Raw genomic sequence first — 15,554 nt, forward strand, 5'->3', positions numbered from 1 at the left:
CGCGCTGTCCTCCGTTAGGCAGTATCCCGCAGCGGTACCGCCCCGGCGACATCGGCCCTGTCTGTGGGCACGGTCAGCGGCGGTCGTACTTGTCGGGGATGACCAGGCTGATCAGCCAGCCGACGACGGCCATGACGATCGCTCCCCAGAATGCCGGCCAGAACCCGTCGATGGCGAACGGCAGATCCAGTTGTTGCGCCAGCCAGTCGGTCAGCAGGAAGAGCAGGGCGTTGACGACCAGGGCGAACAGGCCGAGGGTGAGGAGGTAGAAGACACAGCCGACGACCTTGATGACCGGTTTGAGGACCGCGTTGACCAGTCCGAAGATCAGCGCCACGATGACCAGGGTCAGCGCGTTGTTGGTCGCGGTGTCACCGGTGACGTCGATGCCGGGCACGATCAGCGTGGTTATCCACAGGGCGACCGCGTTGACCGCGAGCCTGATCAGGAATCCCATACTGCCATCCTGCCACCCGGAGTAAACCACCGCGCCACAAAAACGGACAAGCCTCCTATCTTGGACGGTGGTCAGCGGGCGCCCCGGTTGACCCGTACCGTGGTGGGAGCACCGGTACGACGGACGGACGGAGGGCGACATGACCTACCCGGACGAGGACATCGCCCCAGGGGACCACCTCGCTCCCGAGGAACGTGACCCGGAGGCGCCCGCCGACGACGCGGTCGAGCAGTCGGTCGTGGCCAACCCGGTCGAGCAGCAGCCCGAGGTGCACCGTGGTCTGGAGGTCGACGACTGGGACGCGGTCGAGCAGTCCCGCATCGTCGACCTCGATGACGACGACGGCTACCGCTGACCGCTGACGACGGCGCGACGGCCACCGCGCATCCGCGATAACCGGTGTCGACCGGTGGCGGCCGGCTGGCACCATCACCCGGGTGCTGATGACCGTGACGACGACCCACCGGCCCGCCACCGACCTCGGCTACCTGCTGGTCAAACATCCGGACCGGATGCAGTCGTTCGACGTACCCACCGGCACCGCGCACGTGTTCTACCCGGAGGCCACCGAGCAGCGCTGCACCGCCGCGCTGCTGCTCGACGTTGACCCGGCACGCCTCGCCGCCGGCGGCCCGCGCCGTGGCCGGCGCACGGCCGCGATGCCGGAGAGCTTCACCCTCGGCCAGTACGTCAACGACCGGCCGTACGCCGCGTCCAGCCTGCTCGCCGCCGCGCTCGCCAAGGTGTTCCGGTCCGCGCTGCGCGGGGAGAGCCGGGACCGCCCCGACCTGCCCGGCACCGCCCTGCCGCTGACCATCCGGGTGCCGGTGCTGCGCTGCCGGGGCGGCGCGACTCTCGCCGAGCGCCTGTTCACCCCGCTCGGCTGGACGGTGACCGCCCGACCCATCCCACTGGACGAGCGCTACCCGCAGTGGGGGGACAGCCGCTACGTCGACCTCACCCTGACCGGCACGCTGCGGGTCGCCGACGCGCTCAACCACCTGTACGTGCTGCTGCCGGTGCTGGACGACGCCAAGCACTACTGGATCGCCCCGGACGAACTGGACAAGCTGATCCGGGCCGGGGAGGGCTGGCTGGCCGGCCACCCGGAACGCCGGTTGATCACCCGGCGCTACCTGGCCCACCGCCGGGTGCTCGCCCGACGCGCCGAGGACCGGCTCGCCGAGGCGCGGGCCGCCGAGCTGCGGCTCGCCGACGCCGACCCGGGTGCCGACGCCGACCCGGGTGCCGACGAGGACGCGGGGCTGCCGGCGGCGGTCCGGCCGCGACCGCTGGCCGCGACCCGCCGGGCCGCCGTGCTCACCGCGTTGGCCGAGGCCGGCGCCACCCGGGTGCTCGACCTGGGCTGCGGCGGCGGTGCGCTGCTCACCGAACTACTCGCCCAGCCCCGGTTCACCGAGATCGTCGGCACCGACGTGTCGGCCAGGGCACTGGAGCTGGCCGCCCGGCGGCTGCGACTGGACCGGCTCCCGGCGCGCCAGCAGCAGCGGATCCGGCTGTGGCAGTCGGCGCTGACCTACCGCGACGACCGGCTGCGCGGCTACGACGCCGCCGTACTGATGGAAGTGGTCGAGCACCTCGACCCGCCCCGGCTGCCGGCTCTGGCCGAAGCGGTCTTCGGTCACGCCCGACCCGGCACCGTGCTGGTGACCACCCCGAACGTGGAGTACAACGTGCGTTACGAAGGACTCGCCGCGGGCGCGCTGCGACACCCGGACCACCGGTTCGAGTGGAGCCGCGCCGAGTTCGCCGACTGGGCCGGCCGGGTCGCTGCGGCGTACGGCTACCGGGTCGGGTTCCGGCCGATCGGCGAGGTCGATCCGGACGTGGGGCCACCGACCCAACTGGCGGTCTTCACCCGCGACGGCGCGGGCTCGGACAGCACCGGCCCGGACGGCACCAGCGCAGTCAGCACGGGCACCGGGGGTGCCCGGTGAGCGTGCTGGAGATCCCCGAACTCGCCCTGATCGCCCTGGTCGGTGTCTCCGGCTCCGGCAAGTCGACCTTCGCCCGCCGGCACTTCGCCGCCACCCAGGTGCTCTCCTCGGACACCTTCCGGGCGATGGTCGCCGACGACGAGAACGACCAGTCGGCGTCGGCGGACGCCTTCGACGCGCTGCACTACGTCGCCGGCAAGCGGCTGCGCGCCGGTCGGCTCACCGTGGTCGACGCCACCAACCTGCAGGAACACGCCCGGGCCGGGCTGGTCGCCGTCGCCCGGGAACACGACGTACTGCCGGTCGCGGTGGTGCTCGACCTGCCCGAGCAGCTCTGCTGGGAACGGACCCAGGGCCGGGCCGACCGCACCTTCGGCCGGCACGTGATCACCCGGATGCAGCGGGATCTGCGCCGCTCGGTCGGCCGGCTGACCCGGGAAGGCTTTCGGCACGTGTTCGTGCTGCGCGGCACCGACGAGATCGACGCCGCCGAGATCCGGCTGACCCGGCTGTACAACGACCGGCGGGAGCTCACCGGGCCGTTCGACATCATCGGTGACGTGCACGGCTGTCGCGCCGAGCTGGAGGCGCTGCTGACGAAGCTGGGTTGGACGATCGACCGCGACGACGCCGGTCGACCGGTCGATGCCCGGCACCCGCAGGGGCGTACCGCGGTCTTCGTCGGTGACCTGGTCGACCGCGGCCCGGACTCACCCGGGGTGCTGCGCCTGGTGATGGGGATGGTGCGGGGCGGCACCGCGCTCTGCGTGCCCGGCAACCACGAGCAGAAGCTGCTACGCAAGCTGCGGGGCCGCAAGGTGACCGTGTCGCACGGTCTGGCCGAGACCCTGGAGCAGCTGGCCGCCGAGCCGGCCGAGTTCACCGACGACGTCGTCAGGTTCATCGACGGGCTGGTCAGCCACTATCGGTTGGACGGGGGCGCGCTGGTGGTGGCGCACGCCGGGCTCAAGGCCGAATACCAGGGTCGGGCGTCCGGCCGGGTGCGCAGCTTCGCGCTGTACGGGGAGACGACCGGCGAGACCGACGAGTACGGCCTGCCGGTGCGCTACCCGTGGGCCCGCGACTACCGGGGTGCCGCCACCGTGGTCTACGGGCACACCCCGACGACTCGCCCCGACTGGGTGAACAACACCATCTGCGTCGACACCGGCTGCGTCTTCGGTGGCCGGCTGACCGCGCTGCGCTACCCGTCGCGGGAGCTCGTCTCGGTGCCGGCCGACCGCGAGTACTACCCACCGGTCCGGCCGCTGACGGCCGAGCCGGGTGCCGCCGACGGCACCGGTCCGGTCACCGACCGCCCCGACGACGTGCTGGACCTGCGCGACGTCACCGGCCGCCGGCACATCGACTACGGCTACGGCACCACGACGGTCCCGGCCGAGAACGCGGCCGCCGCGTTGGAGGTGATGAGCCGATTCGCGGTGGACCCCCGCTGGCTGGTCTGGCTGCCGCCGACCATGTCGCCCTGCTCGACGTCGACCCGGGACGGGTTCCTGGAGCATCCGGCGGAGGCGTTCGCCGACTATCGGGCCGCCGGCGTCGACCGGGTGGTCTGCCAGGAGAAGCACATGGGCTCCCGGGCGGTGGTGCTGGTCTGCCGCGACCCATTGGGCGGCCCACTGTTCGGCCCCGGTGGCGGGGTGGTCCACACCCGCACTGGGCGGCCGTTCTTCAACTCGGCCGCGCGTACCGAGGCGCTACTGGCCCGGATCCGGGCGGCGGCCGAGGCGGCCGGGCTGTGGCAGCGGCTGGCCACCGGCGCCGGGCCGGCCGGCTGGCTGCTACTCGACTGCGAACTGCTGCCCTGGTCGGCGAAGGCACTCGGGCTGATCCGCGAGCAGTACGCCAGCGTCGCCGCCGCCGGCCGGGCCGCGCTGCCCGCCGCGTTGGACGTGCTCGACGCCGCCGCCGGTCGGGGCCTGCCGGTCGGCCAACTGCGCGAGCGGCTGGCCCGACGGGCCGTCGACGTCGACCGGTACGCCGACGCCTACCGGGCGTACGTCGGTGATCCGGACGCGGTGACGCTGGCGCCGTTCGCGGTGCTGGCCGCCGACGGCCGTTCGTACGCCGACCGAGACCACGGCTGGCATCTGGAGTGCGCGGACGCGCTGGTGGCGGCCGATCCGCAGCTGTTCACCACCACCCGACGGCGGGTGGTCGACCTGACCGACGACGCGGCGGTGGCCGACGCCACCGAATGGTGGTCGGAGCTGACGGCGGCCGGCGGGGAGGGCATGGTGGTCAAGCCGTACGCCGGACTGACCGCCCGCAGCGGCACCGGCCGGCTGTTGCAGCCTGGCGTCAAGTGCCGGGGCCGGGAGTATCTGCGGATCATCTACGGTCCGGGGTACACCGAACCGGAGCGGCTGGCCGAGCTGCGCCGGCGGTCGTTGGGCCGCAAGCGGTCGATGGCGCTGCGCGAGCACGGGCTCGGTCTGGCGGCGCTGGATCTGCTGGCCACCGGCGCGCCGCTGTGGCGCCGGCACGAGTTGGTCTTCGCGGTGCTCGCCTGCGAGTCCGAACCGGTCGACCCCCGACTGTGAACACTGGCCCGGTATGGTTCTGCAAATGTCAGTGCGCGAACGTGTCGGCCATGTGTTCCGGGGTGCGGCGATCGGGGTGGCGGAGGCCGTCCCGGGGGTCAGCGGTGGGACCATCGCCCTGGTCACCGGCGTGTACGAGCGGCTCATCGCCTCGGCCGGGCACCTGATCAGCGCGGTCCGGTACGGAGTCACCGACGTGCCCCGTAAGCAGGGCTGGGCGCGCAGCCGGGAGCAGTTCCGGCAGGTGCACTGGGGAGTGATCATCCCGCTGGCGCTGGGCATGCTGCCCGGTCTGCTGCTGGCGGCCCGGCTGCTGGAGCCGATGCTGGAGGAGTACCCGGAGCACACTCGGGGGCTGTTCTTCGGCCTGGTGCTGGCCTCGGTGCTGGTGCCGGTCTCGATGATCGGCCGGCCGTGGCGCGGCCGGGACGTCTTCGCGGTGGTCGCCGCCGGGGTCGCGGCGTTCGTGCTGACCGGTCTGCCGTCGGCCAGCATCGACCCGAACCCGGTGGTGGTGCTGCTGGCCGCCGCGGTCGCAGTCTGCGCGCTGGTGCTGCCGGGCGTGTCCGGGTCGTTCCTGCTGCTGACCGTCGGGCTCTACGAGCCGACGATCGAGGCGGTCAACGACCGCGACGTCGGCTACCTGGCGGTCTTCGCCGCCGGCATGGTGATCGGCTTGACGCTGTTCGTGAAGCTGCTGCAGTACCTGTTGGAGCACCACCGGCGGGTCACCCTCGCGGTGATGACCGGGGTGATCGTCGGTAGCCTGCGGGCGCTGTGGCCGTGGCAGACCGAGGAGCGCGGGCTGCTCGCCCCCGACGGCAATGTGCTGTCGGTGGCCTTGCTGCTGGTGCTGGGGGTCGTCATCGTCACCGCGATGGTGGTCCTCGAGCAGCGCCGGTTGCGCCGCGCGGCGGTCGATGTCACCCAGGAGGAGTCGCCGCAGCTGCCGACCCACCACTGAGCTGAGTCCGCCGGCCGGTTGGCCGACCGGTCCAGCGGGCCGGTCTGTCCCTCATCGGGGCGTCCGGTCCAGTCGGGTCAGACGGTGCCGTGCTCCGCGTCCGGCAGCTGGTCGAGGTAGTCGGCCGGCAGCGGCGTCAGATCGTCGAGCCGACCGATGGCCAGTGCCCGGTAGGTGAGCCGGGCGGCCTCTTCCAGGTTGACCGCCCGTTTGTGGGCGAGCTCCACCGACCCGGCCAGTACGGAGCAGCCGTGCCGGGACAGGATCAGGCAGTTGGTGCCGTCGGCGGCCGCGTCGGCGGCGGCTCGGGCGAGCCGCTGTCCGCCGGGCGGCGCGAACGGCACGGTGACGACGCGCCGCAGGTAGAAGGCGTGGTCGGTGGTGACCAACCGGATCGGTACGCCGAGCGCGTCCAGCAGCAGCATGCTCTGCGGGTGCAGGTGCACGATGGCGCGGACGTCGGGGCGGGCACGGTAGACCGCCAGGTGCAGCGCCAGCTCACTGGTCGGTCGGATCTGCGGTTCGTCGGGCAGCGTGCAGCCGTCCGCGATCCGCACCCGGGCGAACGATGCCGGGACGAGCCGGTCCAGCCAGGTGCCGGACGCGGTTACCCAGCATTCATCGCCGCCCGGCAGGCGGGCGGAAAGGTTGCCACCGGAGCCCACGACGAGACCGGCGCGCACCACGTCGTGGCCGACGTGGGCAAGCTGGTCCCGCAGATCGCCAGCGACGTACGTCACGCGGCGACCTCCGTAAACCTTGGGCACCTTGCCTGGCAGCTCCGCCTCCGCGAGTCGACCAGGCAAGGTGCCGTCAGGTCAGCGTGCCTTCTTGGTGGCGCGCTTACGCGGCGGGGTCAGCAGATCCGCGATCGTGGCGATCGCGGTCGGCACCAGCCGGTAGTAAGCCCACACTCCGCGCTTCTCCCGCTCCAGCAAGCCGGCCTCGGTGAGGATACGCAGGTGGTGGCTCACCGTCGGCTGGGAGAGCCCCAGCGGAGCGGTGAGGTCGCAGACGCAGGCCTCGCCTTCCGGCGCCGACTGGATCAGGCTGAGCAGCCTGAGTCGGGCCGGGTCGGCGAGCGCCTTGAGGACTCCAGCGAGTCGCTCCGCGTCCGCGCGTTCGATCGGCTCGCCGGCAAGCGGCGAGATTTGAGGCATGGTCATTTCAGCCAACGCAGTTCCCACGAAACCCATCCTTCCACCAAACAGCATCGATCCGCCTGCATATCAGCAGATCCGAATCGGCAAACTTTTAGGCCGGAAGGCCGAGGTCAGCCAACGTATAGGCGGCCCGATAGGCCAGTCCGGCTGCCCGAACCGCGTCACCGGCCCCACGATCGACGATCACCGCCACGCCGACTACCTCAGCTCCTGCCTCCTGTAACGCCTCGACAGCGGTCAGTACGCTTCCGCCGGTCGTCGAGGTGTCCTCCACTGCCAGCACCCGCCGGCCGGCCACGTCCGGCCCTTCGATCCGTCGCTGGAGTCCGTGCGTTTTGCCGGCCTTGCGCACCACGAAGGCGTCCAGTCGCCGTTGCTCCGCCGCAGCGGCGTGCAACATGGACAGAGCCACCGGGTCCGCTCCCAACGTCAGGCCACCAACCGCCTCGTACTCCCAGTCCGCAGTGAGATCGAGCAGCACCCGTCCCACCAGCGGTGCGGCGGCGTGGTGCAACGTCACTCGCCGCAGGTCGACGTACCAGTCAGCCTCGCGACCTGACGACAGCACCACCCTGCCGTGCACCACGGCCAGATCAGTGATGAATTTGCGCAGGTCGTCGCGGTCGCCCATGTCACAAAGAGTACTGCCCGTCACTGGGTCCCCATCCGCCGGCCCGGCAACTCGCCGATAACGCCATCCACGTCGCTAGCTGCCCATACACCACAAAACTCCAGGTCACGGCAGCAGGAAGCGTTTCGACGGGCACGCTGGTACGCTCTCCGGCTCACTCGCGACCCTTCGGCCGGCCGGCGGCTAACCGGAGCAGTCCATGCGGAGCGTGACGCACCACAGTGGCGAGCGCCTTGTAGCGCCAGTCCGGGACACTAACCGCCCGCCCCCTGGCCAGGTCCCGCAGACCATCGGAGACCACGTCGTCGGCCCGCAGCCACAGCCAGGTCGGCGAGCCGGAGGTCCGGATGCCGGCGCGTTCGTGGAACTCGGTGCGGACGTAGCCCGGGCACAACGCCATCACCCGCACCCCGAGGTGGCGGACCGACATGTCGATCGACTCACTGAAGTTCGTCACCCAGGCCTTGCTCGCCGAATAGGTCGAACCAGCCGCTAACGGACCAAAGCCTGCCACCGACGAGACATTAATCACTCTGCCCTGTCGGCGTTGCACCATGCCGGGCAGGACGGCATGCGTCAACCGCAGCACCGCCTCCACATTGAGCCGCAGCAGCCGCAGCTCGTCCGCCTCGTCGGTGCGCCGGAACGACCGGTTCAGGCCGATGCCCGCGTTGTTGACCAGCAGGTCGACCGGTGCGTCAACGGACCGCAGCCGGTCGGCCACGGCAGTCACTCCACCGTCAGTAGCCAGGTCGGCGTCGAGCACCTCGACGGTCACGCCGTGCCGGTCGGCCAGTTCGTCCGCCAACGTGGTGAGCCGCTGCCGGTCACGGGCGACCAGCACCAGCCGGTACCCGTCGGCGGCGAGCCGACGGGCGAAGCTGGCACCGAGGCCGGCAGTGGCCCCGGTGACCAGTGCGGTACGCAGGGCAGGCTTGTCCCCCACGTCGTCACCTCCTACGAGGACCGGGTCTCCCCGTACCGGCGGGTCGGTCCGCACGGGGCGGACCGACCCGGTCATCGACTGGTCGTCAACTGGTCGGCGGCGGGGGGTTGCCCGGCGGGTTCTCCGGCGGCGCGCCAGGGGTCGGCGGCGGACCGGGCGGGGTGGCCGTCGGCGGTGGGCCGGCAGCCGGCGGTGTGCCGGGAGCGGCGGGGTAGCTCGGGTAGCTGCCGCCCGGCATCGGCGGTACGCCGTACCCGCCGCCCGGCACCGGCGGCTCCCAGGCCACGGCGGGCTTACGGAAGAAGTCGTTCGACGGCGGCAGCGCCAGCAGGATCAACGCGGCCAGCAGGGCCAGGACGGTCACGACGCCGAGCAACAGGTTGACCGGCTCGTACCAGCCGGGCAGCGCGGCCTCCAGATCCCGTTGCACCTGCGCCGGGTCCGGCATGTTCGGGTCGGTGCTGGTCGGGCCGGTGGGCAGCGCGCTGCCCGCCGCGCCGAGCGCGAGCCCGCCCCCGGAGCAGCAGAGGAAGATGCCGCCGAGCACCCAGGTGACGATCCGGGACGGATTCTTGCCCCGGTTGTTGAGCAAGGCGAGCACCACCAGGCCGGCGGCGATCAGCAGGCCGAAGATCGCGCCGGCGATCAGGGAGATCGTCGTGAAGGTGCTGACGGCCTCCATGTCGGTGCCGGCGTAGGCGTCCTCGTAGACCTGTTGCATCGTGCCCATTACCGACAGCGCGACGATCAGGCCGACCAGTTGCAGCGCGGCGATCAGGAACAGCAGGTAACTCGATATGGTGACGGTGCTCGGCCGCGCCTTGACCGGTGGCGCGGCCGGATTCGGATCCGACACGGCTCTCCTTCCCGAAGCTTCGGAAGATCACCGTAGCGGTACCCCGCCAGTCACATGGGGCAAACGACGCCGCGTCGACCTCGTGTTTCACCGCCGAACCCGGCCCGCGCCGACGGGCCGGGAGATCGACGTCACTCAACCGGACTGCATCGACGACGATCAGCCGGCCTGCACCGCCAGCCCTTCCTTGTCGTCGGCGAGCTGCACCCGTACGGTGTCGCCGTCACGGATCTCGCCGGCCAGCAGCGCCTTGGCCAGCTGGTCACCGATCGCCGACTGGACCAGTCGACGCAGCGGCCGGGCCCCGTAGATCGGGTCGTACCCGTGCTCGGCCAGCCAGCTCCGCGCGGTGTCGTCGACGTCCAGGGTCAGTCGCCGATCGGCCAGCCGGCGCCGCATCCGGTCCAGCTGAATGTCCACGATCGACCGCAGCTCGGCGCCGCTGAGCATGGCGAAGACCACGATGTCGTCCAGCCGGTTGAGGAACTCCGGCTTGAAGTGCGCCCGGACCACGGCCAGCACCGCGTCGCGGCGCTGCTCCTCGGTCAACGTCAGGTCGTTGATCAGCGTCGAGCCGAGGTTGGAGGTGAGGATCAGGATCGCGTTGCGGAAGTCCACCGTACGGCCCTGCCCGTCGGTGAGCCGACCGTCGTCGAGCACCTGCAGCAGCACGTCGAAGACGTCGGGGTGGGCCTTCTCCACCTCGTCGAGCAGGATCACCGAGTACGGCCGACGGCGTACCGCCTCGGTCAGCTGACCGCCCTCCTCGTACCCGACGTAACCGGGTGGGGCACCGACCAGCCGGGCCACCGAGTGCTTCTCGGCGTACTCGCTCATGTCGATGCGGACCATGGCCCGCTCGTCGTCGAAGAGGAACTCGGCCAGGGCCTTGCCCAGCTCGGTCTTGCCGACGCCGGTCGGGCCGAGGAAGAGGAAGCTGCCGGTTGGCCGGTCCGGGTCGGCGACGCCGGCGCGGGCCCGGCGGACCGCGTCGGAGACGGCGGTGACGGCGGCGGCCTGGCCGACCACCCGGGCGCCCAGCGAGGACTCCATCCGCAGCAGCTTGGCGGTCTCGCCCTCCATCAGTCGGCCGGCCGGGATGCCGGTCCAGGCGGCGACGACAGCGGCGATGTCGTCCGCGCCGATCTCCTCCTTGAGCATCGCGCCGTCGGCCTGCAGCGCGGCCAGCTCGGTCTCGGCGCGGGCGAGCTCGCCCTGCAGCGCCGGGATCCGGCCGTACCGCAGCTCGGCGGCGCGCTCCAGCTCACCGTCGCGTTCGGCCCGCTCGGCCTCGCCACCGAGGCGTTCCAGCTCCTCGCGGGCGGTGGAGATCCGGGTGATGTGCCCCTTCTCCAGCTGCCAGCGTTCGCTGAGCGCGGTCAGCTGCTCGCGCTTGTCGGCCAGCTCCCGGCGCAGCCGCTCCAGCCGCTGCGCCGAGCCGGGGTCGGGCTCCTTGGCCAGCGCCATCTCCTCGATCTCCAGCCGGCGTACGGCCCGCTCGATCTCGTCGACCTCGACCGGCCGGGAGTCGATCTCCATCCGCAGCCGGGAGGCGGACTCGTCGACCAGGTCGATCGCCTTGTCCGGCAGGAACCGGTCGGTGATGTAGCGGTCCGACAGGCCGGCGGCGGCGACCAGTGCGGCGTCGGTGATCCGTACGCCGTGGTGCACCTCGTAGCGCTCCTTGAGCCCACGCAGGATGCCGATGGTGTCCTCGACGGTCGGCTCGCCGACCAGCACCGGCTGGAAGCGGCGCTCCAACGCCGGGTCCTTCTCGATGTGTTCGCGGTACTCGTCGAGGGTGGTCGCGCCGACCATCCGCAGCTCGCCGCGGGCCAGCATCGGCTTGAGCATGTTGCCGGCGTCCATCGAGCCTTCGCCCTTGCCGGCACCGACCACGGTGTGCAGCTCGTCGAGGAAGGTGATCACCTGGCCGTCGGAGCTCTTGATCTCCTCCAGGACGGACTTGAGCCGCTCCTCGAACTGCCCCCGGTACTGTGCGCCGGCGACCATCGCGCCGAGGTCGAGCGAGACCAGCCGTTTGTCACGCAGCGATTCCGGTACGTCGCCGGCGACGATCCGCTGGGCGAGTCCTTCGACGATCGCGGTCTTACCGACGCCGGGTTCGCCGATCAGCACCGGGTTGTTCTTGGTACGCCGGGACAGTACCTGGATCACCCGGCGGATTTCGGCGTCCCGGCCGATCACCGGGTCGATCTTGCCGTCCCGGGCGCTGGCGGTCAGGTCGACGCCGTACTTCTCCAGCGCCTGGTAGGTCTGCTCGGGGTCGGCGGTGGTGACCCGGCGGTCGCCGCCGCGCACCGACGGGAACGCGGCGACCAGGTTCTCCTCGGTGGCTCCGGCGTCCTTGAGCAACTGGGCGACCGCGCCGCCGACCCGGGCCAGGCCGGCGAGCAGGTGCTCGGTGGAGGTGTACTCGTCGCCGAGTGGGCGGGCGATCTGCTCGGCCGCGCCGATCGCGTTGGCGAACTCGCGGGACAGGCTCGGCTCGGCGACGCTGGAGCCACGGGCGGCGGGCAGGTTCTCCACGGTCCGTACGGCGGAACGGCGGATCTCCACCGGGTTGGCGCCGACGGCCCGCAGCAGCCCGGCGGCGGTCGAGCCGCCGGTGTCCAGCAGGGAGAGCAGCAGATGCCACGGTTCGACCGTGGCGTGGCCCCGCTGGTTGGCGATGGCGACCGCGGCGGTGATGACTTCGCGACTCTTGGTGGTCAGACGTTCGGCGTTCATGTGCTCCCCTGTACGGCAGGTGGTCCACGGGTAAGGACGCCACCAAACTTGAGTCTATTCCACTCAACTCCGTTCGACGAGTCGACCGCCAAAGCCCTACCCCACCGGGCTACCGTCCGGCCGGCAGCAGGAGAGCCCGCCGGCTGACCGTCGTCGCGGGCCTGCGTACCCGATCTCGCATCTGCCGCCTCCCGTCGCTCACGCACCCGTTACCTCAGTCTGACCGGAACCGGCGCGGCCGGTCGCTCCGCGACGGCGTAGCGTGGACGGTGTGCGCGCACGTGTGGAACAGGTCGACCTGCCCGGCATCGGGGTACGCCACGACCTGATGACCGAGTCAGGCCGACGGATCGGCGTGGTGAGTCACCGGTCAGGGCGTCGGGACCTCGTCCTCTACGACCGGGACGATCCGGATGCCTGTGACGCCGACATCCCGCTGACCGACGACGAGGCGGAGGCGCTCGCCGACATCCTCGGCGCGTCGCTGATGCTCAGCCAGCTCGCCGGGCTGCGCGACCAGGCCGCCGGGCTGCTCACCGAGCAGGTACCGATCTCGGCCGGCTCGCCGTTCGTCGGCCGTACCCTCGGCGACACCAAGACGCGGACCCGTACCGGGGCGTCGATCGTGGCGGTGCTGCGCAACCGGGAGGTGCTCGCCTCCCCCGGGCCGGAGTTCCGGTTCGCCGCCGGCGACGTGGTGGTGGTCGTCGGTACCAGGTCCGGGCTGGACGGCGTCGGCGGCATCCTGGCCAACGACGACCCGGCCGGCTGACCCGGCCATGCACGACAGCGCACTGCTGCTGATCGAACTCGGCGCGCTGCTGCTGCTCCTCGGGCTGCTCAGCCGCCTGTCCCGGCGCTACGGGCTGTCCCCGATTCCGCTCTACCTGCTCGCCGGGCTGCTGTTCGGTCACGGCGGGCTGCTCCCGCTGCACGACATCCAGGACTTCTTCGCCGTCGGGGCGGAGATCGGCGTGGTGCTGCTGCTGGTGATGCTCGGGCTGGAGTACTCGGCGAGCGAGCTGATCGGCAACCTGCGCCGGGCGGCACCGGCCGGCCTGATCGACGCGCTGCTCAACGCGCTGCCCGGGGTCGCGTTCGCCCTGCTGCTCGGCTGGGGGCCGACCGCCGCCGTGGTGCTCGGCGGGATCACCTGGATCTCGTCGTCCGGCGTGATCGCCAAGATGCTCGGCGACCTGGGCCGGCTGGGTAACCGGGAGACGCCGGTCATCCTGTCGATCCTGGTCGTCGAGGACCTGGCGATGGCGTTCTACCTGCCGGTGCTCAGCGCGGTGCTGATCGGCGCCGGGCTCGCCGCCGGCAGCGTCGCGGTCGCGGTGGCGGTCACCACGGTGACCGTCGTGCTGCTGGTCGCGGTCCGGTTCGGCCATCAGATCTCCGCTCTGCTGTCGGTACGCGACCCGGAGGCGCTGCTGCTCGGCGTACTCGGATTGACCCTGCTGGTCGCCGGGATCGCCGCCGAACTGCAGGTCTCCGCGGCGGTCGGTGCGTTCCTGGTCGGCATCGCGCTGTCCGGGCCGGTGGCGCACAGCGCCACCGAACTGCTCACCCCGCTGCGGGACGTGTTCGCCGCGGTCTTCTTCGTCTTCTTCGGGCTGGTGACCGACCCCCGGGACATCCCGCCGGTGCTGCTGCCGGCCCTCGGGCTGGCGGTGGTGACGATGGGCACCAAGGTGCTGACCGGTTACCTGGCCGCCAAGCGGGCCGGAATCGCCGCTCCCGGTCGGTGGCGGGCCGGGCTGGCGCTGATGCCGCGTGGGGAGTTCTCCATCGTGATCGCCGGCCTGGCGGTCGCCAGCTCCGGTATCGAGCCGGCGCTCGCGCCGTTGGCCACCGCGTACGTGCTGATCACCGTGGTGACCGGACCGGTGCTGGCCAGGATTCCGGATTCCCGCTGGTTCAAGCGTCGGCTGCGGGGGCGACGGGTACCCGTCGCGGCCAGCGGAGATCACCCGGCGGAAGCGGACCAACACGTACCGGCTTCGTGAATGGCACAACCAGGGACTTCCCCGATCACCCTCCGACACGCTACCGTGGCGCGGCAGTAGCTAGTGGTAGGCCCGGGGCCAGCTGTGCCCTGTCGGCCGCGAACGGGAGGGTCCCCGTTGAGCGTGCAAGAGTCGGCGTTCCGCGGCTTCGCCAACCCGGTGGATCCGTCGCCCGCCGAGCTGCGCGCCTGGGCGTACCAGCCGGACTCGGTCCCGCTGCAGTCGATGCCGCAGGACTGGGACCTGCTCGTCTCCGGTGACCGGTTGATCACCACGCTGTTCGACCTGGCGATGGATTCGACCTGTCCGGCCCGCCGGTTCGCGCTGCACTGCCTCTACATCTACGCGGCGGACGGCATCCGGACCAACTTCCGCGCCCACCCGAAACGGCGGCTGCGCAAGCTGGTCGAGCAGGCTGAGCAGGACGGCGACGAGCTGATGTCGGTCTGGGCGCACAACACCCGGGTGCTGCTGGCCAAGCCGCAGCTGTTCGACTACCACGACTGGTGCGAGGGCGGCCTGGTCCGCAAGTCCCGCCGGCTGAGCTAGCATCCGCGAGTCCCGCCGGCTGAGCTGAGCGCCTGCCGGACCGTCAGGCTCCGGGTGGGCCACTGGTGGCGGCGAGTCCCGCGATCGTGACCTGCATCGCCCGCTGCAGCCCGGCCAGCAGTTGATCCTGGTCGACCAGGATCGCCTGCTCCGGTTCGGGCAGGTCGGCGAGGAGTTGCATCATCACCGCGACCAGCGCGCCGACGAACGATCCGACCATCGCCGCGGCGGTGACCTCGTCGAGCTCGTCCGGGAAGGATTCGTGCAGCCCGCGGGCCAGCTCGGTCTGTCCACTGAGCAGCAGCCGTAGCGCGTAGCCCTGCAGCGCCGGGCTGGCCAGGATCATCCGGACCCGGACCGGCGCCAGCCGGGCGAACAGCTGGTTCGAGAAGGTGCTGGTGGCGAAGATCCGCTGGGCGGTACGCAGCAGCACGTCAGCCGGGCTTTCGCCGGGGTGCCGGAGCCGGATCTCGGCCTGAGCGATGCGCAGGCGTTCGGCGTTGTCAGCGAAGAGGACCTCTTCCTTGGTCCGGAAGTAGCTGAAGAAGGTCCGGGTGGAGACCTCGGCGGCGGCGGCGATCTCGGCGACGGTCGTCTCGTCGTAGCCCTTGCGGTCGAACAGGTCGGCCGCCGCTTCGATCAGTGCCGCCCGGGTGCGTTCCTTCTTGCGCTCCCGCAGGCCCGGTTCGGTCGGCATGCAGACACC

The 15,554-nt window shown here is 71.4% G+C and carries 15 protein-coding genes; 7 read left to right on the forward strand and 8 right to left on the reverse strand.

The genetic code is table 11. The annotated features are described in order from the left end of the window. Nucleotides 1–73 precede the first annotated feature (73 nt). Nucleotides 74–457, reverse strand: a complete 384-nt coding sequence (locus O7629_RS26735; protein WP_123606505.1) for a phage holin family protein — start codon at nucleotides 455–457, stop codon at nucleotides 74–76. Between the two features lie 139 nt (nucleotides 458–596). On the opposite strand from O7629_RS26735, the gene O7629_RS26740 reads away from it, so the two are divergent. The 4 genes from O7629_RS26740 (at nucleotide 597) to O7629_RS26755 (ending at nucleotide 5,943) form a co-directional block, all read left to right on the forward strand. Beyond that, entirely contained in the window at nucleotides 597–812 is a 216-nt protein-coding gene (locus O7629_RS26740) for a hypothetical protein (RefSeq protein ID WP_123606506.1), read from the forward strand. Nucleotides 813–894: 82 nt separating this feature from the next. Further along, nucleotides 895–2,415, forward strand: a complete 1,521-nt coding sequence (locus tag O7629_RS26745; protein ID WP_278172662.1) for a 3' terminal RNA ribose 2'-O-methyltransferase Hen1 — start codon at nucleotides 895–897, stop codon at nucleotides 2,413–2,415. Further along, nucleotides 2,412–4,979 (forward strand): polynucleotide kinase-phosphatase, encoded by a 2,568-nt coding sequence (locus O7629_RS26750; RefSeq protein ID WP_278172664.1) that lies wholly within the window; start codon nucleotides 2,412–2,414, stop codon nucleotides 4,977–4,979. The genes O7629_RS26745 and O7629_RS26750 overlap by 4 nt, the downstream gene beginning before the upstream one ends. A gap of 25 nt (nucleotides 4,980–5,004) precedes the next feature. Further along, a complete protein-coding gene (locus tag O7629_RS26755) occupies nucleotides 5,005–5,943 on the forward strand; it encodes a DUF368 domain-containing protein (protein ID WP_278172666.1) in 939 nt (312 codons plus the stop codon). 77 nt (nucleotides 5,944–6,020) lie between these two features. Here the strand turns inward: O7629_RS26755 and O7629_RS26760 are convergent, their stop codons facing one another. The 6 genes from O7629_RS26760 to clpB all read right to left on the reverse strand — a co-directional run bounded on the left by O7629_RS26760 (nucleotide 6,021) and on the right by clpB (nucleotide 12,290). Beyond that, complete coding sequence (locus tag O7629_RS26760; RefSeq protein WP_278172669.1) at nucleotides 6,021–6,683, reverse strand: class II aldolase/adducin family protein; 663 nt, start codon at nucleotides 6,681–6,683, stop codon at nucleotides 6,021–6,023. 78 nt (nucleotides 6,684–6,761) lie between these two features. After that, entirely contained in the window at nucleotides 6,762–7,139 is a 378-nt protein-coding gene (locus O7629_RS26765) for a metalloregulator ArsR/SmtB family transcription factor (RefSeq protein WP_123606510.1), read from the reverse strand. A 58-nt stretch (nucleotides 7,140–7,197) separates the two neighbouring features. Further along, nucleotides 7,198–7,737: an orotate phosphoribosyltransferase gene (pyrE, locus tag O7629_RS26770; RefSeq protein WP_278174692.1), complete on the reverse strand. Its 540-nt coding sequence runs from the start codon at nucleotides 7,735–7,737 to the stop codon at nucleotides 7,198–7,200. A 154-nt stretch (nucleotides 7,738–7,891) separates the two neighbouring features. Continuing rightward, nucleotides 7,892–8,683, reverse strand: coding sequence for an SDR family oxidoreductase (locus O7629_RS26775; protein ID WP_278172670.1), 792 nt, complete (start codon nucleotides 8,681–8,683; stop codon nucleotides 7,892–7,894). An 85-nt stretch (nucleotides 8,684–8,768) separates the two neighbouring features. After that, nucleotides 8,769–9,539, reverse strand: coding sequence for a hypothetical protein (locus tag O7629_RS26780; protein ID WP_278172672.1), 771 nt, complete (start codon nucleotides 9,537–9,539; stop codon nucleotides 8,769–8,771). A gap of 159 nt (nucleotides 9,540–9,698) precedes the next feature. After that, on the reverse strand, nucleotides 9,699–12,290 hold the full coding sequence (gene clpB / locus O7629_RS26785; protein WP_278172674.1) for an ATP-dependent chaperone ClpB: 2,592 nt from the start codon (nucleotides 12,288–12,290) through the stop codon (nucleotides 9,699–9,701). 271 nt (nucleotides 12,291–12,561) lie between these two features. On the opposite strand from clpB, the gene O7629_RS26790 reads away from it, so the two are divergent. The 3 genes from O7629_RS26790 (at nucleotide 12,562) to O7629_RS26800 (ending at nucleotide 14,848) form a co-directional block, all read left to right on the forward strand. Continuing rightward, the gene (locus tag O7629_RS26790; protein ID WP_278172676.1) at nucleotides 12,562–13,062 is read left to right on the forward strand and encodes a cation:proton antiporter regulatory subunit; all 501 of its coding nucleotides are present in this window, start codon (nucleotides 12,562–12,564) and stop codon (nucleotides 13,060–13,062) included. A 7-nt stretch (nucleotides 13,063–13,069) separates the two neighbouring features. Further along, nucleotides 13,070–14,299 (forward strand): cation:proton antiporter, encoded by a 1,230-nt coding sequence (locus O7629_RS26795; RefSeq protein ID WP_278172678.1) that lies wholly within the window; start codon nucleotides 13,070–13,072, stop codon nucleotides 14,297–14,299. 117 nt (nucleotides 14,300–14,416) lie between these two features. Next, on the forward strand, nucleotides 14,417–14,848 hold the full coding sequence (locus O7629_RS26800) for a hypothetical protein (RefSeq protein ID WP_278172681.1): 432 nt from the start codon (nucleotides 14,417–14,419) through the stop codon (nucleotides 14,846–14,848). Nucleotides 14,849–14,891: 43 nt separating this feature from the next. Here the strand turns inward: O7629_RS26800 and O7629_RS26805 are convergent, their stop codons facing one another. Next, a complete protein-coding gene (locus tag O7629_RS26805; RefSeq protein WP_278172682.1) occupies nucleotides 14,892–15,545 on the reverse strand; it encodes a TetR/AcrR family transcriptional regulator in 654 nt (217 codons plus the stop codon). Between the last annotated feature and the right edge of the window lie 9 nt (nucleotides 15,546–15,554).

The organism is Solwaraspora sp. WMMD792 (assembly GCF_029626105.1).
GTDB lineage: Bacteria > Actinomycetota > Actinomycetes > Mycobacteriales > Micromonosporaceae > Micromonospora_E.

Coding starts and splice junctions, on each gene's coding strand:
- O7629_RS26735 (WP_123606505.1), bottom strand. CDS start 457: ATGGGATTCCTGATCAGGCTCGCGGTCAACGCGGTCGCCCTGTGGATA.
- O7629_RS26740 (WP_123606506.1), top strand. CDS start 597: ATGACCTACCCGGACGAGGACATCGCCCCAGGGGACCACCTCGCTCCC.
- O7629_RS26755 (WP_278172666.1), top strand. CDS start 5,005: ATGTCAGTGCGCGAACGTGTCGGCCATGTGTTCCGGGGTGCGGCGATC.
- O7629_RS26765 (WP_123606510.1), bottom strand. CDS start 7,139: ATGGGTTTCGTGGGAACTGCGTTGGCTGAAATGACCATGCCTCAAATC.
- pyrE (WP_278174692.1), bottom strand. CDS start 7,737: ATGGGCGACCGCGACGACCTGCGCAAATTCATCACTGATCTGGCCGTG.
- clpB (WP_278172674.1), bottom strand. CDS start 12,290: ATGAACGCCGAACGTCTGACCACCAAGAGTCGCGAAGTCATCACCGCC.
- O7629_RS26795 (WP_278172678.1), top strand. CDS start 13,070: ATGCACGACAGCGCACTGCTGCTGATCGAACTCGGCGCGCTGCTGCTG.
- O7629_RS26805 (WP_278172682.1), bottom strand. CDS start 15,545: ATGCCGACCGAACCGGGCCTGCGGGAGCGCAAGAAGGAACGCACCCGG.